The sequence below is a fragment of the Lentisphaera profundi genome (genome assembly GCF_028728065.1).
In the GTDB taxonomy this organism is placed as follows: Bacteria; Verrucomicrobiota; Lentisphaeria; order Lentisphaerales; family Lentisphaeraceae; genus Lentisphaera; species Lentisphaera profundi.
The window spans coordinates 243,641-265,730 of record NZ_CP117812.1 but is presented as its reverse complement, the minus strand read 5'-3'; the positions used below and the strand labels follow the sequence as shown (position 1 = coordinate 265,730).

The window sequence follows — 22,090 nt, the reverse complement described above, 5'->3', positions numbered from 1 at the left end:
TCCTCTAGAAATTTTTACTGATAATCTGAATAAGTCGCAATTAACAAACTTATTAAAACTACCTTTAAGGGACGACTGGATCTCCTACGCTATGCCAAGCTGTTGTCCCCGTATTACCACCCGTTTTTACCCCATTCCCCTTTTCGTTAAAACCAAGAACAATCTATGGGAGAAAAAACCATCCAATTCGTACTTTTTGCATGGCCATCCATATAAGCCAAGTTAACTCTATGCCTTGCATTAACCTGCCCTGCTCTCCGAGCTACATGAGTCGTCTCGCCAATATCTAAGACCGCCCCTAGATCGGATGCTGAAACAGAGAAAGCTGACATGCGCTTACCATCGTAAGCTCCAGAGAATCCATACGAGAATTGATATTGCTTTTTCTCGTCTTAATCGGTATGACTGGGACATCTTTGAGCATCTATTGAAGGCAAAACTTAATTTTGCCTGTAAGATTTTTCTCTTCACTTACGTATAGCAAGAAAAATGGAGCCCTTTAATATGACTCGTCTCTTTCTCATTTTCTTTCTTTCAGTCTTCCTGCCTTTAGTAAGCCCTGCTCAAAACAAAAAGACTCCCCCCGTCCCAAACCATATTCATAAGCTCACGAATCTCGCCTATGGCACTGAGAATAACCCACGACAATCCCTCGATCTCTACTTACCAAAGAAATTTAACTCTCCCGTCCCAGTTATTATGTGGATTCATGGTGGTGGCTGGAAAAACGGCAGCAAAGATCGCCTCAAAGGACTTTGGTTAATTGAGCACGGCTATGCTATTGCAAGTATTAATTACCGCCTCATCCCCGATCATCAATGGCCCGCACAAATTGATGATTGCCGCAGTGCTGTACGCTTTTTAAGAAAAAATGCCCTCAAATACAATCTTAATCCCAATCAAATCATTGCTTGGGGTGATTCTGCTGGCGGTCATCTTGCCGCCCTCTTAGGTACTCAATTTACGCCCACAAAAGAATCAGTCTCCAGTCGTGTCCAAGCGGTCATCGATTGGTATGGGCCCACCGATTTATTAACGATGCCACCCAACGTCGTCAGCGAAAAACGGAGCCTTGAAAAAGTTTCTCAGAGCAATGGTGCTAAGCTTTTAGGCCAGACAGTTCGCGATGTCCCTCATCTTGCAAAAGAGGCTTCCGCATTTTGGAATGTATCCAAAGATGATCCTCCTTTTCTCATTATGCATGGCGATAAAGATCCAGCTGTCCCCATCGAACAAAGCCTTCGCCTACACGAAAAACAAAAACAAGCAGGTGCACCCAGTCAGCTTTTCATTGTCAAAAATGCTGGCCACGGAGGAAAACTCTTTATGAGTCCAGAAGCCAATCAAGTTATCTTAGATTTTTTAGAAAAGAATTTTCGCTGAGAATTATAAATTCTCAAAAAGGCGGATAGCACTCTCAATTTCTTTTTCTGTGCTAAAGCGTCCCACGCCTAAGCGCAAGCTACGCAAAGCCATTTTCTCACTGAGGCCAATAGCTCGCAAGACATAACTCCCTTTATTTTGTCCCGCACTGCATGCTGAACTATTGGAGTAGGCAATCTCATCTAATTCCATCTCTAAATCATCGGGATCTATATTGGGGAAAGTTAGACTCAAATGACCCAAGAGGCGATTCTCTTTCGCTCCATTAAGCTGAACTTGAGGACAGGCTTTGCGAATTCCGCAAAGTAGCTTCTCGGTGAGTTCCGCAATTTCCTTGCGATGACTTTTATTCTTTGCGATCTCCGCAGCCGCGCCTAAACCGACAACGGCAGCAACATTCACCGTACCGGAGCGCAAGCCATTTTCTTGGCCACCACCGGGCATCAGCGTTTCTAATTTTACTTTGGCTCGAGTACAGCAGTACAAAGCTCCAGCACCCTTAGGGCCATAAAACTTGTGTGCAGAAAGCGATAGATAATCCACGAACTCTAAGTCTAAATCCATTTTTCCCACCGCTTGAGCTGCGTCACAATGAAATAAAACTGAATTTTCACGACAGAGGCGAGAGAGTCCTGCAATGGGATTGATCGTTCCTAACTCATTGTTCGCATACATAAGACTCACTAAGCGTGTCTCAGGTCGTAAAGCTTGCTCTAACTGAGCCACATTTATACCGCCCTCAGTATTCGCTTCTAAAATTGTAATCTGCGCCCCCAGCTGACGCGCTCGCTCAAAGGCTTCAAGCACACATTTGTGCTCCACGTTCGAGGTAATGATATGGCATTGATCAATTTCACCACGAAAAAGGCAATGCAGCACCACACCTTGAATCACCATGTGATTACTCTCGGTGGCGCCAGAAGTAAAAGTTATCTCATCAATTTTTACATTGAGCAATGACGAGACTTTGCCGCGCGCCCAAGTAATTGCATCTTTGGCCTTCCAGCCATAAGCATGATTACTCGCCGCATTTCCAAACTCTTCTTCGAAAAAAGGTTTCATTCGTTCTCTAACCCTAGGATCCAAAGGACTCGTCGCATTGTTATCGAGGTAAATCATCATTTTCCGCTTTCTAAGTTTTAAAATCCCTTTAACTTATGTCTAGTTCATTGCCACGCAAGGCAAAAATCAAATCATAAAGGATTTACCATGCACGAAAAGTGGATGCAACGCGCTATTGATAACGCCCTTAAAGCTTGGGGACACACTTCTCCCAATCCACACGTTGGTGCGGTAATCGTTAAAGATGATCAAGTCATTGCCGATGGCTGGCATAAAAAAGCCGGCACTCACCATGCCGAAAAAGATGCGATCACCAATGCCCGCGAGGCTGGCAAAGCGGATGACTTAGTCGGTGCTACTATCTACGTTACTTTAGAGCCTTGCTGTACTTATGGTCGTACTGAACCCTGTACTGAATGGATTATTGAATCCGGTATCTCCAAAGTGATTTATGGTTGTACCGATACCAACCCCGAACACGCTGGCCGTGGTTTTAATTATCTCTTGCAAGCAGGCGTCCAAGTAGAAGGCCCCATTCTCGAAGAAAAATGCCTATGGATCAATCGCTTCTTTTTTAAATGGATCAATGACAACAAGCCCTATGTCATTTTAAAGATGGCCCAAACTCTCGATGGTAAAATTGCTACTGAAAGTGGTCAGTCACAATGGATCACGGGCCCCGAAGCTCGACACCAAGTTCAACAATTGCGTCAGGGTTGCGATGCCATCATGGTGGGAGGCGAAACCCTTCGCCAAGATAATCCCTCACTCAATGTTCGCGAAATTGATCATCCCCGTCATCCCCAACGCTTCATTTGGAGTCGCAAAGAATTCACTGGTGACTACAAAGCTTTTACACAAGCAGGCGGTGCCACTTTTTGTCATGCTCAAAACAAAAGTGAATGGCAAGATTTCCTAACACAATTAGGGACTAATGAAGTTTCTTCCCTACTTCTTGAGGGCGGTGGATGGCTCGCTTCTTCCGCACTCAAAGCTCAAATCGTCGATGAAATTCAGTTTTTCGTCGCCCCAAAAATCCTCGGTGGCGAAGCAAGTCGCACCTCGGTTAGTGGTCTCAATCCTCTCTCACTCAACGAAGCTATTGATCTCGAATTCCTAGAAACAAAAACCTGTGGCAAAGATTTGCTCTTTATTGCTCGGCCAATATATTAATATATCAAAATACTAACGAGAATAAAAATATGAAAACATTGACAAAACGATTCCTTCTAACCTTAAGTCTGCTCAGTCTTGCAAGTTGCACTCAAACTGAAAGCCTATATTCTAGCGATAAATACACCACGGAGATTCCTGAGCAAATCATGACTCCAAATCTTGTCGAAACCAGAATTGGTCAACTCGAGTTTTACGATGGTATTCCCACCAAAGAAACTTTGAGTAAAGTTTACGATAATTTAGACTTTATCCGTGGTATTGACGTCTTTTTAAACTTTATCCCCGCCACCTCAGTAGAAGGCATTCGCTTGGGTATGAAATCTCTTGGATTAGACAATTCAAACGAGGTTTTAATTTTTGACGATCTCATGGATTCAAAACCACTCTTTTTAACCGGTAATACCGACACTGTTTACGCCCTTGCAATGCTAGATCTAGAAAAAGATGGAGTTACCGTAGTGGAGATCCCACCAGGAGCGGGCCCGGGTACAGTAAATGATGCCTTTTTCCGATTTGTAGTTGATATGGGTGCACCAGGGCCAGATGCGAAAAAAGGTGGTGCCTATGTAATTTTACCTCCTGATTACAAAGGCAAACTAAAACCAACCCTCAATGGCATGCAGGACCGCGCGAAAGACACCCGTACAACCGTGAAGATTGCAGGGCGAGATCAGAAAGTTTGGATCGCTCAATCAAGAAGTTATAATAACTGGCTCATCCTTCGTGGATTCTTGAAAGATGGTAAACCTGATCATGCTTCAAACATGTGGCGCACAGGACTGAAAATCTATCCCTTGGCACAATCATCAAAACCAAAACCCATGAAGTTTGTTAATGGTTCAGGAAAATATTTTAATACAGTACATGCCAATGACTATGCGTTTTACGAAGAACTCTGGCACGTACTACAAAAAGAACCTCTTTCTTTTATTGATCCTGAATTGCGTGGTCAAGCATCTGCAATTGGCATTCAAAAAGGCAAAGCATTTAAACCTGATGCACGCCTTAAAGCTATTTTAACCGACGCCGTGGCGGTGGGCAATGCGACTGCACGGAGTATTGCCTTTAAATCTAACGATAAAAATGCATACCTCTTTAAAGGGAAACAATGGTACACAGGTTTTGTAGGTCGTGATTACCAGTGGCTTAAAGACAAGGGCTTAGGTGGTCGAAATATGGATGCACGTACATTATTTTTCTATCTTGCTACAGTGAATACACCTGCAATGGCACTGCAAATCCCTGGTGTCGGTTCAAATTATGCATTGACCACTGGTGACAAAAATGGCGACATCCTCTACGGAGAAAAAACTTATCAAGTCACTTTACCAGCTAATGCACCTGCCAAAGATTTTTGGTCGATGGTGGCTTATGACCCTCAAACACGATCAGAATTACAAGTCCCGGGCGGTTCTGCTTACCCAAGTAAAAATAATAAGCGTGATCAGCTCGTCTATAATAAAGATGGTTCGGTCACTCTTTATTTTGGACCTAAGGCACCTCAAGGCAAACCATTAGACAACTGGACTCAAACGACTCCAGGCAAAGCATGGTTTGCTATGTTGCGCCTCTATGGCCCACTTCAAGCATGGTTTGATAAAACATGGTCTCCGAGTGATTTTGAACTCATCAATGAATAGTACTGGCTAGATGCACTCCGACATTCTATGCGGCGACCTCAATCTCTATTTGACATAATAACTGGCAGATCCTTTCCAAGTTGAATCCTATGGCGCTTATGAGAGTTTCTTGACGAACCCTCTTTAAGCCACAAACGGTAAATCGCTCAAGGTTGTGATAGTTCTTCAGCTTTGAAATACCTGCTTCGGAAATTGATCGGATATTTCTCGCAAGTTGGTAGTTTTCACTCTCATAAATATCTTCTCCTAAGAGCTTCTTTCCCTTTGAGCCACTAACACTGACTAATGTCGCCCCTTTTTCGATGGCATCATCTAAATTGGCGGCAGAGCTATATCCGTCATCCACACTGATCATCATTGCGGTCTCGCCCGTCATCTTTTTATTTTCATCAAGGCAATTACTGAAGGCCTTGCTGTCACTAGTATTTCCAGATTCTAGGGTGAATGATGTCAGAAAACCATTGGCACTAAAGGCGAAATTTGGTCGGTAGCCAAATACGGTTTCTCGACCACCCTTTTTAATAAATGCTGCATCATTATCACTCATGCTGTAAATTTTCCGTGCCGTCTTCGTATCGTAGTCCTTAGGAGCCATGTTGAAGCGATGTTCAACCATCAAAACTTTATCTATGAAGCGAGATAGACATTCGTCAATCATCAGAACTTTGGCACTTTCACAGTGTTGTTTAATTTGAGGAAGAGTCTTCTCCAGGCGAATAATAAATTTTCGGCACCTCGGTAAAAGTTCTTGCGTATAAAACTTTTGCCTCATTTTTCTTGCTCCTTTTTTTCCTTTAAGCATAGAGATCTCGAAATCCAGTTTACTCATATAATCACAGTAATTTTGCAGGCGTTTGAGAGGGATCTTTCTGCGCTCAACACAGGGAAGCTGATCATGAACGTCACTGATATTTTTCATCATTTTACAACTAAGGTTCTTTAGTAATTGACTATCGACAGGCCACGCTGAATCGGCCTTAATGGCTGTAGAATCAATAATCACTGCTGAAAAATCATCCAGGCCACACTCCTTAACGCAGTTCAAAATAGCTTGATGAAAAAGATTAAGGGTCTTCTCAGAAAGAGCAGAGACTTGTTCATGAATCGTATTGCGTGAAGGGAAGCTTCCTATGCCCAAGCGCCCAATAAACTGCTGCAAGGAACTATTCTCACATAGCATACTATAGCCTCGTTCACCGTAACAATTATCATAAAAGTGACGGGCTATGAACAACGCCACCACCAATTCAGCTGGGGGGTGTTTTTGGGTAGAGCTGTTTTTAAACTCGCGGTTTCTAGTGGCGGCTCTATCTTTACTCAACTGAAGTTGATCATCTTCAATTGCCTTTTTGATCTCTTGAAATTCAGGACGAAGTATGATTTGCCCCGCAATCTTCAATGGTCCGCATAAAATTCCTATAGTTTGCCGTAATTCCTCGATGAAATATTCGGGAAAAAGAGTATCGTACATTGAAAGTCCCACTTGCTGTTATTGTCGGTGTAAGCTACTACAATATAGGCGATTAAGTGGGATTTTTTATTGGAAATTATAACTTTAAGCTATTTTTTAATAGCACTTGAGAATGATCTGTCGGAGTGCATCTGGCTAAGATTTACTCTCTATTACTCATCTCAAATTTTGAAAATCACCGAGTTCTAGGGAGTGAAACTAAGATCACCCCTATTATCACAAAAAGGGCTCCGGCTAAGCGTTTCAAGTCGATCGGTCGTGCAGCGGCGCCAAAAACACCAAAGTGATCGAGTATGAGCGAGAGTACGATCTGACCACATAAAGCGGCCATTACTACATTAGCCACTCCCACTTTCGGGACACAGAGTATCACTGAAGTGACAAATACCGCCCCCAATAAACCTCCAATGAGAATCACTTTTGGCGCAGAGAAAATTTTAGCTGTCGTCGGCAAGCCTGTTTTCAGGCAGAGGCTCGCAATTAATAAGGCCACGAGTCCCAGTCCAAATGAAAAAATAGCCGCGTGTAAGGGGTGCTCTAAAAATTTTCCCAAAGCAGAATTCACTGATCCCTGCAAGGCAATTAGGCTACCGACAAAGAACATAAAGATAACAATGCTGATCTGATTCACATATATGCCTAGTTTAAAGTTTTCTCACACTACATGCCCCGCTCAACACATCAAGAGTACTGCCCTAGGGACGATTAATGTATTAGGGTTTATATTGATTTCAGTCTTCTTCTACATTTTTCAGTATGGCACCGAGGGCTCCTCTAATGAGTGGAAACTTAAGGGTATTTATACCTGCGGTTAACTTTTTTAGTAGGGCCCCGAGGGCTCCTCGGCCACCGGAGGTATTTATACTGGGGTTCCGCCCCAAACCTCGCTTAAGGTTCTGTTGTACGGACCAATGATTTTTACCCGCCTGTCTGGCAACACCCCTTAAGAATCCCTACACTCGGAGCTTCGCTCCAGCGCTTATTTTTAACATTCAGACATATCCTTGATTTACGAAACTCACCTTACTGTCCCTTAAATCCCCTACCATTGCGGAGCTTGTTAATCGTATTTACCTTAAACAATTATCATCTTTTTTTCTCTTTCGTGAAAGATTCTCTTCCACGGCAGCGATTTAGTTTGTAAGATTGACTAAATAACGGAGCCAACAATGAAAAAATTTCTAATCTTACTCATGATTTTCGGACTTACATTTAATATCACGGCAGGTAAAAAGGGCGGTAGCAAAAAAAGTAGTGGTGGTAAAAGCAGTTCAAAAAGCACTAAAACGGCTAAATCTTCTGGAAACAAACAAAAATCGACAAAAGAAAAAAGTACGAAAGAGAAATCAACAAAAGAAAAAAGTACGAAAGAGAAATCAACAAAAGAAAAAAGTACGAAAGAGAAAACGACGACAGAAAAATCGAGTGATAACACGACCAAGCACGCAGAGAAAACGGGTCATGAACACGATAAAGGCCATGGCTTAGCACATCACAACAAAAAGACCGGTCACGATCATGAAAAGGGTGCGCACCTCGAAAAAAATAATGCCAAAGCTGTTCACGATCATGAAGCTAAAGCTGAGGTCGCTGCTGGTGATGTGATCGGAGTTAAGAGTAAAAAAGACAAGCATGACCACCTCACTAAAGAAGAACGCCAAGCAAGACGTGAAGCCAAAAAAGAAGAGCGTTTAGAAGACGATAAATAGAACAAATATTAATGCACTAACAAAAAATGAATAAGCTGGGTACGCAGAGCACCAGCTCGGCCTTGCCTCAAAAACTAAGTCCGTTTATCTTTGCCTTTTACATGGAGGACTAATAGTCTAAACTGAACTAGCAAATTTTAAACAATTGAATGATAAAACCATTGAGGGCCAACTTTTTTGAAACGAGAATTTTCTCGATGCTCAAAAACTTGGCCTTCATTTGCGTAAGTCGCAAGGAATTCTACGCTTCCCTCAATATCGCCTTTTGCACCCTTCTTGCTGTCAAGAACTTTGAGTTCAAGCCATTGACAGTCCTGGAAAGTATCTAAAATTTCTTGACGATCATTGGCACTGGCTAAATCTTTGTGCTGAGTTCGCAACAAATATTCCACATCGTGTTTTACAAAGGCACAGTAACGCGAACGCATGAGCTGCTCGGCTGTTTCGGGAAAACTCCCACCATGATAAAGGGCACAACATTGGGGGTACTTTTTTCCACTTCCACAAGGACACATAATTCTCTCTCTTTTAATTTTTAACACGATTACCTAGAACCTAGTCGCCTGGTCAAGGGTCTTGCCAGACAGACGGATAAAAAGCATTCGCCTATACGGCAGTATCTTGCTGAGGGTGCTCGAGGGGGAAAGCTCCCTCTCTTATGCGAAGCATCATGCTCTCTATCCTAGCGGATAGAAATCCTCAATGACTCCTAACTTAAACGAATCTTAAATTTTCGCGAACTAAACAGGCCTTTTACTCGAGAATTCACAAAGTTCATCAGCGATTCACGTCATTTTCACATAAGTCACTTTTAGTAGATTTAACTTTAATAAATCTGAGGAAAAAATGATGAGTGATGAATCCCCCCTAAACTTTAAGCAGCGCGACTTTCTAAAGCAACTAAAAAATTCACTCATGGCCAAAATTGCAATGATCGCCATTATCATTGCTCTACTCTACATTCCAAAATCTTTGATTTTAGATCTCATTCATGAACGAGAAAATCGTAGTGCAGAAGTCCTCAAAGAAATTCAACATAAATGGGGTGGACCACAAAATATTTATGGGGCCATACTCTCTATCCCCCTCGCTTCAGATAAAGAGACTTTCATTCACCTTCATCCTGAGAAGCTCGATATTTTGGGTCAAATCCATCCTGAAGAACGAAAGAAATCCATTTTCAAAACCATCGTCTACAAAAGCGATCTCGATTATCAACTCGCTTTTAATTTCACCTCCATCACGCAACTTTACGGAAAGGAAAAACTACTCTGGGATCAAGCTATACTCAGCTTTGGCATTAGTGACCTCAAGGGTTTGAGCCGTCAAATCAACTTGAAGCATTGTGAGCAAAACATTAACGCTCGTCCAGGAATCCCTATTGATAATGGATTAAAAACAGGCTTTCATTTCCCTTTAAATTTAGATGCCAATGAACAACAAATCACTCTATCGACCCAGCTTCAAATTAATGGTAGTCAAGAACTAAGCTTCGTTCCGAGTGGTCGCCAAAGCATCATTCAAGTCCAATCCACTTGGCCCCATCCCGGCTTTGAAGGGAAGTATTTACCGACTAGCTATAATATATCTGATACAGGCTTTGATTCCCATTGGGAAATTCATGATCTCCAACGCGATTTTATAAGCTCATGGCGTGATCGCGAGCACGCACTGGAACAAGAAACTTGCAGTGTGCGCCTCATTCAATTTAATGGGAGCTATAGCCAAGTTCACCGCCTCGTAAAATACACCCTACTCTTTCTCTGTTTTACTTTTGCTGCGATCTTCATTTGCGAACGCCTCAGCGGACAAATCATTCATCCTCTGCAATACATCCTCTTTGGTTTTGCTTCCCTAATGTTTTATGTCCTCTTACTTTCCATTTCCGAACACCTAAGCTTTGCCCTTGCCTATTTAATCGCATCGGTCATTTGCTCAATTATGATGGCACTCTATTCCCGTAGCTTGCTCGCCAACTGGAAAAACTCATTAAGCATTGGCTTCACCACCGGAGGACTCTATGGCTACCTTTATGGGACCATACAATTAGAGGATTATGCCCTGCTCATGGGTAGCCTTGGATTAATCATCACTCTGGCTACCGTAATGTATTTCACAAGGGATTTAAGTCGATATAACACCAAGGAGATTAAGGCATGAATACATCATTTAATTTTACCGCAGAGGCGAAGCAAGGCCTCAATGATTTTATTAAAAATCATGAACTCTGCAGAAATGATCAACGCAAAGAAGAACTGCGTCAAATCATTGAATCTTTATTCGAGGATGGGGACAAAGAAATCGACCTACAAAAACTCGAGTCTATACTTACTAAAATATCTCAGCCCAAAGCGCTTTCATTGGATCTCAAATCGGGGGTGATGAAATATTCAAAATCCAAAAAATCAAAGCTCCCTGTGGGCAAAAACTCAAAACTGATCGCAGCCACTCCAGGTGATTTTGGTCCTTGGGAGAGTTTTTTCTACTTATTTTTCACCATGGTCCTGCCCGCCGCAGCAATAATCATTGAATTACTCTACCATCCTTTTGCTGATAGTTTTTTTGATCCCTTACCCGACTTTCCCCATATTATTCTTTGCTCGCTTCCTCCTCTATCTAATTTTATTAGCTATTGGCATTTGAAGCAAAACAAAGTCTTTAATCCAAAAATGATTTATCTGCAAAATGCGGCCTTGGCAGCTTCTTTTTATTACTGCCTCTACTTTGTTCCACTCTCTCCTCTGAGTGCACTGGCCATTATTTTCATGGGCATGGGTCTGCTCAGCCTCGCTCCCTTATTTGGCTTTGCAGGGGTCTATAATTTACGAAAACACTATTACCGCATGCACGAAATTAAAGCTTCTAAGCTCCTGCATTTCTTCAAGGCTCTTGGCTTACTCTTTGCTTTCTTACTGCTCAGCAAAATCCCAACTGCCATTACTGAGTACGGTATTCATAAATATGCGAAGGCAACAAGCCATCAAGAGAAATCCGCCGCCGCTTCGCTCATTCGCAATCTTGGTTCAACTGAACATATTCTCAAAAAAGCTCAGCGTGGCTTTGGTTCTGGCACTGCCGCAGTTGGTGATTTACCCGTCAATAATTCTGTTTCAGATAAGCTCCTCAATCAGCTTTACTTTCAAGTCACAGGGAAAAGCCCCAAAAAGATTGAACGTAAGAATGGTTCTGGCCTGCTTGGTCGCAGTCGCTTCAACTGGGACCCCGATGTCGGCGACCAGGAAATTGGCACCAAACAAGAACAACTTTTTCTCATTAGCTCACAGTTTGATAGTAAACTCGATGCGGATCCCGCAATTGCTTATAGCGAATGGATTATGGAATTCGAAAATTTACATGAACGACAAAGTCGTGAAGCTCGTATGGAAATCATCCTTCCCGATCAGGCTGTTATCAGTCGCCTCACGCTCTGGGTCAATGGCGAAGAACGCGAAGCGGCTTTCGCAAAAAGTTCTAAAGTCAAAAGTGCTTATCAAAAAATTGTCCGCCAAAGACGTGATCCCGTACTCGTGACCTGGAGTGCTAAAAATCGCATCTTTGTCCAATGCTTCCCTGTACTTGCTCAAAAACGCATGAAAATTCGCATCGGCATCACCAGCCCCATGCCCTTGAGTCAAGACAAAAAACATGCCTATTTTTATCCTCCACAAATCCTAGCTTCAAACTTTCATCTTGCACCGAATTTGGACCACCAAGTTTGGTTGGAGTCCAAGCAAAACATGACTAGTGCTCACCTCCCCGAATTAAAACTCGAAAAGTCAGCGAAAAACAGCTATTCCTTACGAGGAACTTTAAGTCAGGAACAAATGGCTCATCATTTCCGTATCGAACTCCCCAGGCGGGACATCAATGAGTTTTGGGGTCTAGATCATCATGACGAGAGCCGCCTCATTAGCTCAAAACTCAGCTATGGTTCACCCTTCAGTCGTGAAAAGTTCCTCGTTCTAATTGATGGTTCTCATAGTATGGCCAAAGAAAAAGAGGCTTTAGCTCCCACTATAAAAAAACTCATTGATCACAAGAATTTTGAAGTTTTCATTGCCGGAACCGAACTCACTAAGGTTCAGGCCCTCAGTGATTACGAAGATTATGATTTTGAGGGTGGTCGTGATAATCTCTACGCCCTGGATCAAATCATTGAACTCGCTACACATGAACATTCCATCATTTGGATCCATGGTCCACAACCCTATCTTTTAAGTAGCAGTAATAAACTCAATCAATATCAAAAACGTCGTGGTCTAGTTCCCATTCTCAATTTCCAATTTAATTCGGGAGCCAACAAGATTTTACAAGAAATTAAAAAATCTCCGCATTACTCAAATTTAGCCGCGAGCAATCGCGCTGAACTTATTGATTTATTTGAACTGATGCTAAACCCCAGCGAATGGCCGCAATTTAAACGTACTTTTATCGACGCCGACTCATTCACTAAAACTGATCATCAAGCCTCCTCACATCTCGCACGCTTAATGATTTCCGACGAAGTGTATAGTGCTTATTTTTCCGACGCCAAAAACTTGGATGTTGTGGCTCAAACTGCCGCTAAATACCAACTTGTCACACCACTCTCAGGTGCCGTTGTGCTCGAGACTCAGGCTCAGTATGACGCTGCCGGCCTTGAAGCCGTCGATCCTTCCTCGGTCCCCACTGTTCCAGAGCCAGAAACTTGGGCACTGATCATTATCTTATCCCTCTTTTTGATTTATTACTTAAGCAAAGAAAAACATAAGCTTCTGGCTAATAAATAAATGAAATTTTCTCTCGCCATAGTTTGCTGTTTACTCGCTAACTGGACCAGTCTCGTTTGGCTGGGGCACCGCTTTATTGCTAGTGATAGTCATTGCCTTGTTGCTTTATTTATCCTTGCTTTCTTTCTTTACAGGCAGGATTGGAAGAATACGAGAATCGATAAACAGGCACTCATACTTAGCTCTGGATTATCATTTTTGACCCTCATAGGACTTTTCTTGAATATCCCTGAGATTGCCCTCGCTTTTATCTTTGCCCTCAACCTCAACCTCCTCTGCTCTAAAGCTTTTGAGCGTAAATGGCTTTGGCCATCCTTTGCACTCTTGCTCTTGTCTTTACCCATCATCTCGAGTATTCAGTTTTTCCTTGGTTATCCCCTGCGTTTATTCTCCACTCAAGCATCTGCCATTTTGCTCAAAATCGGGGGTATCCATGTCCAAGCACATGGCACTGTCTTAGAATGGCAAGGGCGTCAGACCATTGTCGATGCTCCTTGTAGCGGCATCAATATGCTCTGGGCTGGCTTGCTCTTGATTGCGATCATCGCCATCCATGAAAAAATGAAAGCAAAAGCATTTTTCAAATTCTTTGGCCTCGGTTTCTGCTTGATTATTGCTTCCAATATTATCCGTAATACGGCTTTGTTTTATTTGGAGAACACTCCTTTAGAACTCCCCGAATTTTCTCATAGTGCTGTCGGACTCTTCATTTTTACCCTTTATATCTTTGCGATTCTCTTCATCCAAAAAAGGAGCTCTCATGCAAAAACTCTATGCTAGTCTCGCCATTTTAATTGCCCTTATGAGTTTCTTACCGTCTTCCAAAGAAATCTCTCCTGAAGTAGATATCCCTTGGCCAAGTTCACTTGAAGGCAAAAGCCTTTATCCACTTCCCATGGGTGAACAGGAAAAAGTATTTCTCCGCTATTTCCCTGGCAAAGTAGGTCGTTTTCATGATGGTGAAGATGAGTATATTTTGCGTTATGTCACCCGCCCGAGTCGCAAATTGCATTCCGCTTCTGTCTGCCTACAATCCAATGGTGCAAAAATCAACTACCTTCCCCTTTATAAAGATTCGAAAGGCCAGCTCTGGTCTCAATTTGAGGCTGATTGGAAACATAAAAATTACCTCGTCTCAGAAATCATTATTGATAAAGATAATAAATTCATTAGCGATGCCTCATCTTGGTACTGGAAAGCCTTATTCAAACAAAGTACGGGACCATGGTTATCTATTACCAAAATTCACACGATTTCCCTAAGGTGAGTACGAAGTACTCAATTCGCCGGGTTAAGGAACTTAAGATTTTTAAGCTTATTTCTACATTTTTCAGTATGGCCCCGAGGGCTCCTCGGCCGCCGGAGGCATTTATATCTTGGGCAGAACCCAATATCATCTTACAAGCTCTTGCGTTCCCACCCATTGCTAGGGAGCTCGAGGGGTAGCGCTCCCTCGTGTGCGAAGCACTAATTAAGAACTCCAAGAGTCATCTATCTATTTTTTGAACTTGGTAAAATTTTTATCACACTTACTTTCATATCTATACAGGAGTTTTTATGCCCAAAATTTTAATTGTTGAAGACGAGCCCTCCATTGCCGATAATATTCGCATCGCACTGGATTTAGAAGGCTTCGAAAATCTTTGGGCACCCACCCTTGCTCAAGCTCATGAATTTTTAGTGGATGAAGCCCCTGCACTCATTATTCTCGATATCGGCCTACCCGATGGTAGTGGCTTCGACTTTTGCCGTGAATTGCGCACTACGCAAAATATTCCCGTCATTATGCTCACTGCTCGTTCAGATGAAATAGATCGCATTGTTGGCTTGGAACTGGGCGCAGATGATTATGTCACCAAGCCCTTCAGCCCACGTGAATTGGCCGCCCGAGTGAAAAGTGTTTTGCGACGTACGCAAAATTCTTTTGAAGTCAAAACTGAATGCTCCCATAGTTCTAAGCTTCATATCAATTCACAGACTTTTGCCGCTTCTTATGGCGATTTTAAACTCAAACTCTCTGCCCATGAGTTTCACCTAATTGAAGCCTTAGCAGAACATCCTGGTCGTATCTTTAGTCGTCAGCAACTTCTAGAGCGGGCCTGGCAAGATCCCAATTCGGCAATGGAACGTACTGTGGATGCCCACGTTAAAAGCTTGCGTGCTAAGCTTAAAAAAACTATTGGCAAAGACCTCATTGTCACTCACCGTGGTTTTGGTTATTCTCTTGAGGATAATGAATGACTCGCCTCACCATTAAACAACGAATCATTTTAACCTTCGGTATTATCTCCGCTCTGGCCATTTATTTATTTACTGATTCACTCAATACTAATGCCCGCCGTCATTATCTAGAAGCCAGCGAAGAACTGATGTATGATCAAGTCTTCACCCTGCGCTCGCTCATTTACGCACTGCGTTCAGACTCTGATCCCATGGCGCTTGCTCCGCTGAAAAATACTTTTGATCAACATTCCCAAGAACCTAAGCTCACTCCTAAAGCACAAATCTATGCTCTCGAAAAATGGGGTAGCGATACCGAATTATACCTCACTGATGCCACCGGAAAAATCATTTTCCACTCTGCCAATAATCAGGAAATGGGCAATGATTTTAGTCATTGGCGAAATATCACTTTAGCCCTCGCCGGAGATTACGGAGCACGAGCAACCCGTGCAGACAAAGATCTTCCCTCGAGCTCCGTCTTGCATGTCAGCCTCCCCATTTACGACCACAATAAAAACATTTCTGGCACCATTACTTACGTCAAACCCGTCAAGCGCTTGAGCCTCTATCTAGATAGAGCTAGAGAAAAAATTATCCGCACCGCCTTACTGACTCTTGCACTACTTATTCTACTCTGTTTTTATTTCACGCGCCGTATTGTTCGTCCCATCGAAGCTCTCACTGATTACGCCAAATCCGTTGGTGAAGGCCAACGCCCACAACTTCCCGCTACTCCCTATGGTGAAATAAAAATATTGGCTCACACCATGGAAGAAATCCTCAAAAAACTCGATGGCAAAGCCTATGTTGAATCCTATATGCAAACCTTAAGTCATGAACTCAAAAGTCCCCTTGCGGCCATGCATGGGGCCTTGGAACTCTTGGATGAAGCGTCCCCGGAGCAAGCCGAAAAACTTTGCTCCAATCTTCGTAAAGAAACAACGCGAATGACGCAAATGGTGGAAAATATTCTCTTTCTCAGTCGCCTAGAGAATCAAGCTAAGCCAATGGAGATGCAAAAACTCGACTTAAAAAAACTCTGTCAAAAAATCCTCGACGAAAGCCGTGAGCGCTTTCCCCACTATCAATTTTCCTGGCAAAGCGAAGTCGACGAGTCTCCCATTGTAGGCAATGATTTTCTACTCCAATTAGCGATCAATAACCTCATCAAAAACGCCGTTGAATTCTCGCCTGAAGAGAGCACGATTGAAGTCAAAATGGAACGAGATGATAATTGCTATCACATCACTATTAACGATCAGGGCTCGGGCATCCCCGATTATGCCTTAGAAAAGATATTTGACCGCTTCTACTCTTTACCACGCCCCAATAACGGCCGCAAAAGCTCCGGCCTCGGTCTTGCCATCGTCCGCGAAATCCTCACTCATCATCAGTCCACAATCAAATTTCTTTCCCCTACAGACAAAAAAGGGACCCAAGTCAGAGTCAGTTTTCCGATTAATCTCTAAGTATCATATTAAGATTCACAATGGTATCGTCTACATACCAAAAGCTTCTGAATCTTTCACTTACGATGATGATGGAAATCTTGTATCTGATTCTCGTTAGTCGTATACTTGGAATGATAAAAATAGGCTTATAAAAATGACCAAATATTTAACGATGATTTTTTTATTTATAATATGTGGCTACTCAGTATATGGAAACAGTGTGAATAACTTTGTTTATGATGATGCAGATGACCAAAGTATCTTAAAGCTTAACAATAAGCTAAAATCACATTGTGTAAAAGTAGAATTCAAAAAATCACTAAAACTAGGTTCCTTAAACGATTTATTTTGTCGGCCGATAAAATTTAAATTCCTACGAGATAATACTTTTCGCTTAGAATTTTTAAATAACTTTACATCTAATCCTCAATTAGTAATGGATGGTGGAAAGACATTATTCAATGGTGAGATCATACAGAGTATGAAAAGTTTAAAAGAAAAAACATTGAGATGGTCCGCTTTAAATCCCCCAACGTATGATGTGTATGTGACGAAAAACACCACTATTGGAGATTTAAAAAAGTTATTAAGGTCTATTGATAATAACGAAGCATCATTATTGATGTCTAATATACCTCTCCCTTCTCCTCAGGTAATAATTAATACATCTAGACACCTTACCGTTAACGAAAATTTAAGTGATTACAAGCATTACAACTCTATATTTAACGCGGAGCACCATGGATATTCAGCTTATAAACTTACAAAACCTAAAAGTTTAAAAGGAGACGACCTAAATAAATATATAAGTTTATACGAAAGTCCGTTATATTTTAATTATATTAATAAGGCGACCCGCGAAATTTCAGCATCCATGTATCAGGATCGTCTAAAGAAATAAGTCATTCATATACTTTAGGCTGGTTTTACTTTAAACTAACTCAAGAATTGTTTTTGAAAATTAACAGATTGATCATTGGTCACGTAGATTAGATGAGTAAGCGAAGAAAAAATAAATGTGAGCCACTTAGTCACTTTCCTGTTTTCACTTGGTTTTCTTTTAAAAAGACAAGGAGATATATTTTGAAAAAGATTACACCTTTCACTCTTATTGAACTCTTGGTGGTAGTGGCCATTATAGGGATTTTGGCGAGTCTATTACTTCCTTCCTTAGGGAAGGCGCGAAAAAAGGCTCAACAGGCGATCTGTACAAATAAAATCAAGCAGCACTCAGTAGCAGTGGCTATGTATGCAGAAGATAATGAGAACTATGCTCCAGTGAGGTATGATGATGGCCTGAATTGGTTTAGGCAGCTAGCTTCAGGGAATTACTTGCCCAACTTTGAAGTAGATTTACGTGCCTGTCCCAATGGTTCACCGATTCAGGATACAGATAAATATTGGGCAAGCTCAATTGGGCTTAATGCGAAATTAGCCTATGATGATGGCGCATGGCAAATTCCAGTGCCCATGGATACGAGTCACGGATCAGATACCATGCTCTTGATGGATTCTTATAATATCATGCCGGTAGTTTGGGCAACGACTTTAACGGCGGATAAGGTATTAGATAGTGATCAAGAAAAGCGTATTGCGCGTCATGATAATAAAGCGAATGTGGGCTTTATTGATGGTCACGTAGCGGCTTTGGGAAGTACCTATTTACAAAGCAAGAATGATGCAACGGCAGATTTTTGGTTGCCTTAAATGTCCTTATTAATAATAAAAATGATCTTATATATATGAATTTCAAATTTAGTTTTTTAGTGGCCGCGCTATGTGGTTCAGTATGGGCCTCTGCGGCATCGATGGATAAAAAGCGACCCAATGTGGTCTTTATCATGTGCGATGATCTCAACGATTATATTTCGGGGATGAAGGGGCACGATCAAAGCCAGACTCCCGCCTTAGCCAGCTTTGCAGAATCTGCGGTGATGTTTAAAAGAGCCTATAGCAACAACCCGGTTTGTGCCCCATCACGTGCGAGCGTTTTCACGGGTATCTATCCTCATACCTCAAAGAACTTATTTTGGGGTAAGTGGTTTCAGAATGCAATACTTAAAAATTCTAAGACAATGATGGAGCATTTTGCCGATAATGGTTATTATGTCACTGGCTCGGGAAAGCTACTTCACCACTTTACAAAAAATGTTTGGCCGTATTACAATAAGCAGGCTGATTATGGCCCCTTTTATTCATTAAATGGAAAGGCATCGGTAGCCCACCCCGGCGTACCCGCACCCTTTAATTCAATAGGGGCGATTGATGGATCTTTTGGAGCTTTGGAAGCTATACCTAAAAATAGGGCTCAGGGGGAAGGTTGGCTTAGAGGATCGTGGAAAGTCAAAGATCGAAGTTTGAATTTTGATGATTCAGCAAGACGTGACATGACTCCAGATGAAGAGAATGCCGCTTGGGCCGCAGCGCAGATCAAATCATTTGAAAAAAATGGCCAGGATCAACCCTTCTTCTTGGGGGTGGGCTTTGTTCGTCCCCACACACCACTTCACGTACCGCAAAAATATTTTGACATGTTTCCCTTGGATAAAATACAGTTGCCGATAATCAAAAAAAATGATGCGAGCGATACTTTTTATACCGAGGTATTTGATGGTGATAAGAAAGGATTGAAATATTTTGAGTTGCTCAAGCAATCCTACCCCAATCAGGAAGCGGGAATTCGCGCTTTTACGCAGGCATACTTAGCGAGTATTGCGGCAGTAGATGATTGCATAGGGCAAGTGATAGATGCAGTAAATTCGAGCCCGCTCAAAGAGAAAAGGCAGGGCACTTGGCCGAGCATCCAGTTGCTTTGATTGACCTTTATCCAACTCTCGTAGATTTATGTAATCTCAAGGGGGATACACGTAAAAATGAACAAGGCGCGAAATTGGATGGCTTTAGTATGAAGCCGCTCTTGATTAATCCCCAGACTAATGATTGGCAGGGACCCAAGACCGCTTTAACTATGGTGTACGCCGGACCGCATACTAAGATGGATCCCGATCTTCAGCACTGGACGACTCGTAGCAAGGATTGGCGTTATATACGTTATAATAATGGTAAAGAAGAGCTATATAATCATCTTGAAGATCCCAATGAATGGACCAATCTCGCGTCGAATCCGGAGTACAAGTCGACTCTAGATAAAATGAGATCTGAATTAATTGAGCAGGCGAACTTAGATTTCAGCAAAGTGATCCCACCCGTCCGAAAAAAATGGGCTCCCATTACTCAGTAAAGGGTGCTCGCCGCACAGGCGGATGCGTTTAGTTTGCTTGTCTGGTAAGATTCTCGAACTCTCCGTAAGGAGTGGGAACTTAAGTATTTCACATGCCGTGGGCATCGTGCTATTTTAACCTGTGACAAGCGAAGCAGCGTCACAGGTAGTATCAATAGTAACATGATCGTGCTGAAGGTACGAGCCTATCATAACGACCGAGATTAGGGATTTCGAGCGAAGTGAAGAAATTCCTCTGCAGCTCATGGTTAGGTGTTGTTTTTAATAACCCTGAAATCTATCTTTGTTTTCATTTAGTTCTTTGGCAGCTTTCCGTTTTTGTCTATCGTCTTTCATATTGAAAGGATCTACAATAGCAGCTTGAATTGGTGTCGTGATAATGTCTAAAATTGAAGTAAAGTGGGGTAATGTAACTTCCCCCATGTCGGCATGGTTTTTTTTATAGAAACAGGAACCGATTCTATATTGATTATTTTCTAGCTTTCGCGTACTCAGGGTTAACTGCAGCGTCGGACCATTGTGATAAAACACCTTTCAAGAAAGGAACAGTTTCGTCGTACTGACCTTGGTCATCAGTGGCCTTAATCCATTTAGTAAGGATCACTTGGTGCTCTTTCAGCGTAGAAGCGTACTCGGAATCTTTTGCAAGGTTGTTGATCTCGTGCGGGTCTTTTTTGAGATCGTAGAGTTCTTCCGCAACGTGATGAGGTGCAAAGAGGAAAGCTTGCTTCTCGTTCATTTTACCGGCTTCATAGGACGAGTTAGTTTTTCAACTTAACCCTAGGGCTTGGCCTTTGAATTTAATCTTATTGGACAAAGGTAAGGTATATATGAATAATAAATATATATCTTACCCATGTAATTTTAAAAATGACTTTGTAATGGTGGAAGTCATTTATACTTCAAATACAACCGCAGATGAGCTATATAGCCTTCTTGAAACTTACTCTACTGCTCAATTATCTCTGTTATACATAGGAGATATGTCTATACAACAAGCGGCCAATAGGAGTTTTGCGATCGGCCAACAGTGTTCACCTCCACCTCCACCTCCACTGCCATGAAGAAAAAATGATACAAAAAATTGTTAAAATACTTTTGCTTATAGCTACTGTTTTTATTTTAAATTCTTGCACTTCTAAAAATGGCAATGATTTAAAATATTCTTATGAAATGATAGATGATTATACTTCAATTTTAAAAAAACAGACTCGTATTGCAAAATATGTATTAACTGAAGAAGCCACTGCTGATGGCATGTCTAGTACTGTTAAAGGTACATTAGCTGATGCCCATAACAAAATAGATAATTATAAATATTTTTTCGACGATGCGATTAAGTTTGATGATAATCAGCGATATATTTCGGAAACATTACTTGAACAGTATATAACAGATCTTCAGCATGAATTTGATAAGGTTTTAAATATTTTGTCATCGAAAAATTTTGATAGTGATAGTCAAAAAAAGCTTTTGGCACAACTAATACAATTCGAAGTTTTTCTTGATGATTACAAAAACACTTTCAAGGGTCTCTCAAATAAAAAATTTAAAAATAGTTTTTATCAAGATTTATACATCGTCAAAGATGAGAAGATTTTATTCGAACTAAAAATTAATTTTAAAAAAAGTGATTATCGAATTAAAGGTGAGTCACTTACTCAAAGAAACTTTAGTTTAGAGAGAAATTATGAAATAATATTTAGAAAAAATAACATTAATGATGTAGTGGCAGATATAAAGTCAAATGTTAAAATACAAAACAAGGCTGTTATTACAGCTAGCAAAGGCCCTCATGATTTCATATATATTAATTTATTTAATCAAATTAATGATTTTGATGTGACTATTCATTACTACTATGAAAATAATCAGTTTAAAGGCTGGGCATTTGCTGATTATCACGGTCGAAGCAAGTTAATTGGAGAGGTAAAGAAATAATGAAGTAAATCATAAATATCTTTA

The 22,090-nt window shown here is 41.5% G+C and carries 21 protein-coding genes; 15 read left to right on the top strand and 6 right to left on the bottom strand.

Going from position 1 to position 22,090, the window contains the following annotated elements:
* Window positions 1-146 precede the first annotated feature (146 nt).
* A complete protein-coding gene (locus PQO03_RS12585; protein ID WP_274153544.1) occupies window positions 147-332 on the bottom strand; it encodes a hypothetical protein in 186 nt (61 codons plus the stop codon).
* Between the two features lie 172 nt (window positions 333-504).
* Between PQO03_RS12585 and PQO03_RS12580 the strand changes: the two genes are divergently transcribed.
* Window positions 505-1,383, top strand: coding sequence for an alpha/beta hydrolase (locus PQO03_RS12580; RefSeq protein ID WP_274153543.1), 879 nt, complete (start codon window positions 505-507; stop codon window positions 1,381-1,383).
* Window positions 1,384-1,386: 3 nt separating this feature from the next.
* Here the strand turns inward: PQO03_RS12580 and PQO03_RS12575 are convergent, their stop codons facing one another.
* Entirely contained in the window at window positions 1,387-2,505 is a 1,119-nt protein-coding gene (locus tag PQO03_RS12575) for a cysteine desulfurase family protein (RefSeq protein ID WP_274153542.1), read from the bottom strand.
* 87 nt (window positions 2,506-2,592) lie between these two features.
* On the opposite strand from PQO03_RS12575, the gene ribD reads away from it, so the two are divergent.
* Both ribD and PQO03_RS12565 read left to right on the top strand, forming a co-directional pair.
* Entirely contained in the window at window positions 2,593-3,618 is a 1,026-nt protein-coding gene (gene ribD, locus PQO03_RS12570) for a bifunctional diaminohydroxyphosphoribosylaminopyrimidine deaminase/5-amino-6-(5-phosphoribosylamino)uracil reductase RibD (protein ID WP_274153541.1), read from the top strand.
* Window positions 3,619-3,647: 29 nt separating this feature from the next.
* Window positions 3,648-5,261 (top strand): DUF1254 domain-containing protein, encoded by a 1,614-nt coding sequence (locus PQO03_RS12565; protein WP_274153540.1) that lies wholly within the window; start codon window positions 3,648-3,650, stop codon window positions 5,259-5,261.
* A 25-nt stretch (window positions 5,262-5,286) separates the two neighbouring features.
* Here the strand turns inward: PQO03_RS12565 and PQO03_RS12560 are convergent, their stop codons facing one another.
* Both PQO03_RS12560 and PQO03_RS12555 read right to left on the bottom strand, forming a co-directional pair.
* Window positions 5,287-6,732, bottom strand: coding sequence for a transposase (locus PQO03_RS12560; protein ID WP_274149473.1), 1,446 nt, complete (start codon window positions 6,730-6,732; stop codon window positions 5,287-5,289).
* 175 nt (window positions 6,733-6,907) lie between these two features.
* Window positions 6,908-7,363, bottom strand: coding sequence for a DMT family transporter (locus PQO03_RS12555; protein ID WP_274153539.1), 456 nt, complete (start codon window positions 7,361-7,363; stop codon window positions 6,908-6,910).
* A gap of 538 nt (window positions 7,364-7,901) precedes the next feature.
* On the opposite strand from PQO03_RS12555, the gene PQO03_RS12550 reads away from it, so the two are divergent.
* Window positions 7,902-8,441 (top strand): hypothetical protein, encoded by a 540-nt coding sequence (locus tag PQO03_RS12550; RefSeq protein ID WP_274153538.1) that lies wholly within the window; start codon window positions 7,902-7,904, stop codon window positions 8,439-8,441.
* A 137-nt stretch (window positions 8,442-8,578) separates the two neighbouring features.
* Here the strand turns inward: PQO03_RS12550 and PQO03_RS12545 are convergent, their stop codons facing one another.
* Entirely contained in the window at window positions 8,579-8,983 is a 405-nt protein-coding gene (locus PQO03_RS12545; protein WP_274153537.1) for a YchJ family protein, read from the bottom strand.
* A 307-nt stretch (window positions 8,984-9,290) separates the two neighbouring features.
* Between PQO03_RS12545 and creD the strand changes: the two genes are divergently transcribed.
* The 10 genes from creD (at window position 9,291) to PQO03_RS12495 (ending at window position 20,125) form a co-directional block, all read left to right on the top strand.
* A complete protein-coding gene (gene creD, locus PQO03_RS12540; RefSeq protein ID WP_274153536.1) occupies window positions 9,291-10,601 on the top strand; it encodes a cell envelope integrity protein CreD in 1,311 nt (436 codons plus the stop codon).
* Window positions 10,598-13,210 (top strand): VIT domain-containing protein, encoded by a 2,613-nt coding sequence (locus PQO03_RS12535; RefSeq protein WP_274153535.1) that lies wholly within the window; start codon window positions 10,598-10,600, stop codon window positions 13,208-13,210. The genes creD and PQO03_RS12535 overlap by 4 nt, the downstream gene beginning before the upstream one ends.
* Window positions 13,211-13,990, top strand: coding sequence for an archaeosortase/exosortase family protein (locus PQO03_RS12530; RefSeq protein ID WP_274153534.1), 780 nt, complete (start codon window positions 13,211-13,213; stop codon window positions 13,988-13,990).
* Entirely contained in the window at window positions 13,971-14,477 is a 507-nt protein-coding gene (locus PQO03_RS12525) for a hypothetical protein (protein ID WP_274153533.1), read from the top strand. Before PQO03_RS12530 ends, PQO03_RS12525 begins: the two co-directional genes overlap by 20 nt.
* Before the next feature lie 290 nt (window positions 14,478-14,767).
* A complete protein-coding gene (gene creB / locus PQO03_RS12520; protein ID WP_274153532.1) occupies window positions 14,768-15,451 on the top strand; it encodes a two-component system response regulator CreB in 684 nt (227 codons plus the stop codon).
* On the top strand, window positions 15,448-16,902 hold the full coding sequence (gene creC / locus PQO03_RS12515; RefSeq protein ID WP_274153531.1) for a two-component system sensor histidine kinase CreC: 1,455 nt from the start codon (window positions 15,448-15,450) through the stop codon (window positions 16,900-16,902). Before creB ends, creC begins: the two co-directional genes overlap by 4 nt.
* Before the next feature lie 202 nt (window positions 16,903-17,104).
* Window positions 17,105-17,785 carry a hypothetical protein gene (locus PQO03_RS12510; protein WP_274153530.1) on the top strand — a complete coding sequence of 227 codons (681 nt, stop codon included), beginning with the start codon at window positions 17,105-17,107 and terminating at the stop codon, window positions 17,783-17,785.
* A gap of 182 nt (window positions 17,786-17,967) precedes the next feature.
* Window positions 17,968-18,591: a prepilin-type N-terminal cleavage/methylation domain-containing protein gene (locus PQO03_RS12505; RefSeq protein WP_274153529.1), complete on the top strand. Its 624-nt coding sequence runs from the start codon at window positions 17,968-17,970 to the stop codon at window positions 18,589-18,591.
* A gap of 35 nt (window positions 18,592-18,626) precedes the next feature.
* On the top strand, window positions 18,627-19,700 hold the full coding sequence (locus PQO03_RS12500; RefSeq protein ID WP_274153528.1) for a sulfatase-like hydrolase/transferase: 1,074 nt from the start codon (window positions 18,627-18,629) through the stop codon (window positions 19,698-19,700).
* Window positions 19,676-20,125, top strand: a complete 450-nt coding sequence (locus PQO03_RS12495) for a sulfatase/phosphatase domain-containing protein (RefSeq protein ID WP_274153527.1) — start codon at window positions 19,676-19,678, stop codon at window positions 20,123-20,125. Before PQO03_RS12500 ends, PQO03_RS12495 begins: the two co-directional genes overlap by 25 nt.
* Before the next feature lie 469 nt (window positions 20,126-20,594).
* Here the strand turns inward: PQO03_RS12495 and PQO03_RS12490 are convergent, their stop codons facing one another.
* Window positions 20,595-20,864, bottom strand: a complete 270-nt coding sequence (locus PQO03_RS12490) for a hypothetical protein (RefSeq protein ID WP_274153526.1) — start codon at window positions 20,862-20,864, stop codon at window positions 20,595-20,597.
* A gap of 332 nt (window positions 20,865-21,196) precedes the next feature.
* On the opposite strand from PQO03_RS12490, the gene PQO03_RS12485 reads away from it, so the two are divergent.
* Complete coding sequence (locus PQO03_RS12485; protein WP_274153525.1) at window positions 21,197-22,066, top strand: hypothetical protein; 870 nt, start codon at window positions 21,197-21,199, stop codon at window positions 22,064-22,066.
* Window positions 22,067-22,090: the final 24 nt, after the last annotated feature.

Excerpts from the sequence above, each read along its gene's own strand:
- PQO03_RS12500 (WP_274153528.1), top strand. The coding sequence starts at position 18,627 with ATGAATTTCAAATTTAGTTTTTTAGTGGCCGCGCTATGTGGTTCAGTA.
- PQO03_RS12565 (WP_274153540.1), top strand. The coding sequence starts at position 3,648 with ATGAAAACATTGACAAAACGATTCCTTCTAACCTTAAGTCTGCTCAGT.
- PQO03_RS12525 (WP_274153533.1), top strand. The coding sequence starts at position 13,971 with ATGCAAAAACTCTATGCTAGTCTCGCCATTTTAATTGCCCTTATGAGT.
- PQO03_RS12530 (WP_274153534.1), top strand. The coding sequence starts at position 13,211 with ATGAAATTTTCTCTCGCCATAGTTTGCTGTTTACTCGCTAACTGGACC.
- ribD (WP_274153541.1), top strand. The coding sequence starts at position 2,593 with ATGCACGAAAAGTGGATGCAACGCGCTATTGATAACGCCCTTAAAGCT.
- PQO03_RS12485 (WP_274153525.1), top strand. The coding sequence starts at position 21,197 with ATGATACAAAAAATTGTTAAAATACTTTTGCTTATAGCTACTGTTTTT.
- PQO03_RS12550 (WP_274153538.1), top strand. The coding sequence starts at position 7,902 with ATGAAAAAATTTCTAATCTTACTCATGATTTTCGGACTTACATTTAAT.
- PQO03_RS12560 (WP_274149473.1), bottom strand. The coding sequence starts at position 6,732 with ATGTACGATACTCTTTTTCCCGAATATTTCATCGAGGAATTACGGCAA.
- PQO03_RS12585 (WP_274153544.1), bottom strand. The coding sequence starts at position 332 with ATGTCAGCTTTCTCTGTTTCAGCATCCGATCTAGGGGCGGTCTTAGAT.
- creD (WP_274153536.1), top strand. The coding sequence starts at position 9,291 with ATGAGTGATGAATCCCCCCTAAACTTTAAGCAGCGCGACTTTCTAAAG.
- PQO03_RS12580 (WP_274153543.1), top strand. The coding sequence starts at position 505 with ATGACTCGTCTCTTTCTCATTTTCTTTCTTTCAGTCTTCCTGCCTTTA.
- PQO03_RS12575 (WP_274153542.1), bottom strand. The coding sequence starts at position 2,505 with ATGATGATTTACCTCGATAACAATGCGACGAGTCCTTTGGATCCTAGG.
- creB (WP_274153532.1), top strand. The coding sequence starts at position 14,768 with ATGCCCAAAATTTTAATTGTTGAAGACGAGCCCTCCATTGCCGATAAT.
- PQO03_RS12490 (WP_274153526.1), bottom strand. The coding sequence starts at position 20,864 with ATGAACGAGAAGCAAGCTTTCCTCTTTGCACCTCATCACGTTGCGGAA.
- PQO03_RS12535 (WP_274153535.1), top strand. The coding sequence starts at position 10,598 with ATGAATACATCATTTAATTTTACCGCAGAGGCGAAGCAAGGCCTCAAT.
- creC (WP_274153531.1), top strand. The coding sequence starts at position 15,448 with ATGACTCGCCTCACCATTAAACAACGAATCATTTTAACCTTCGGTATT.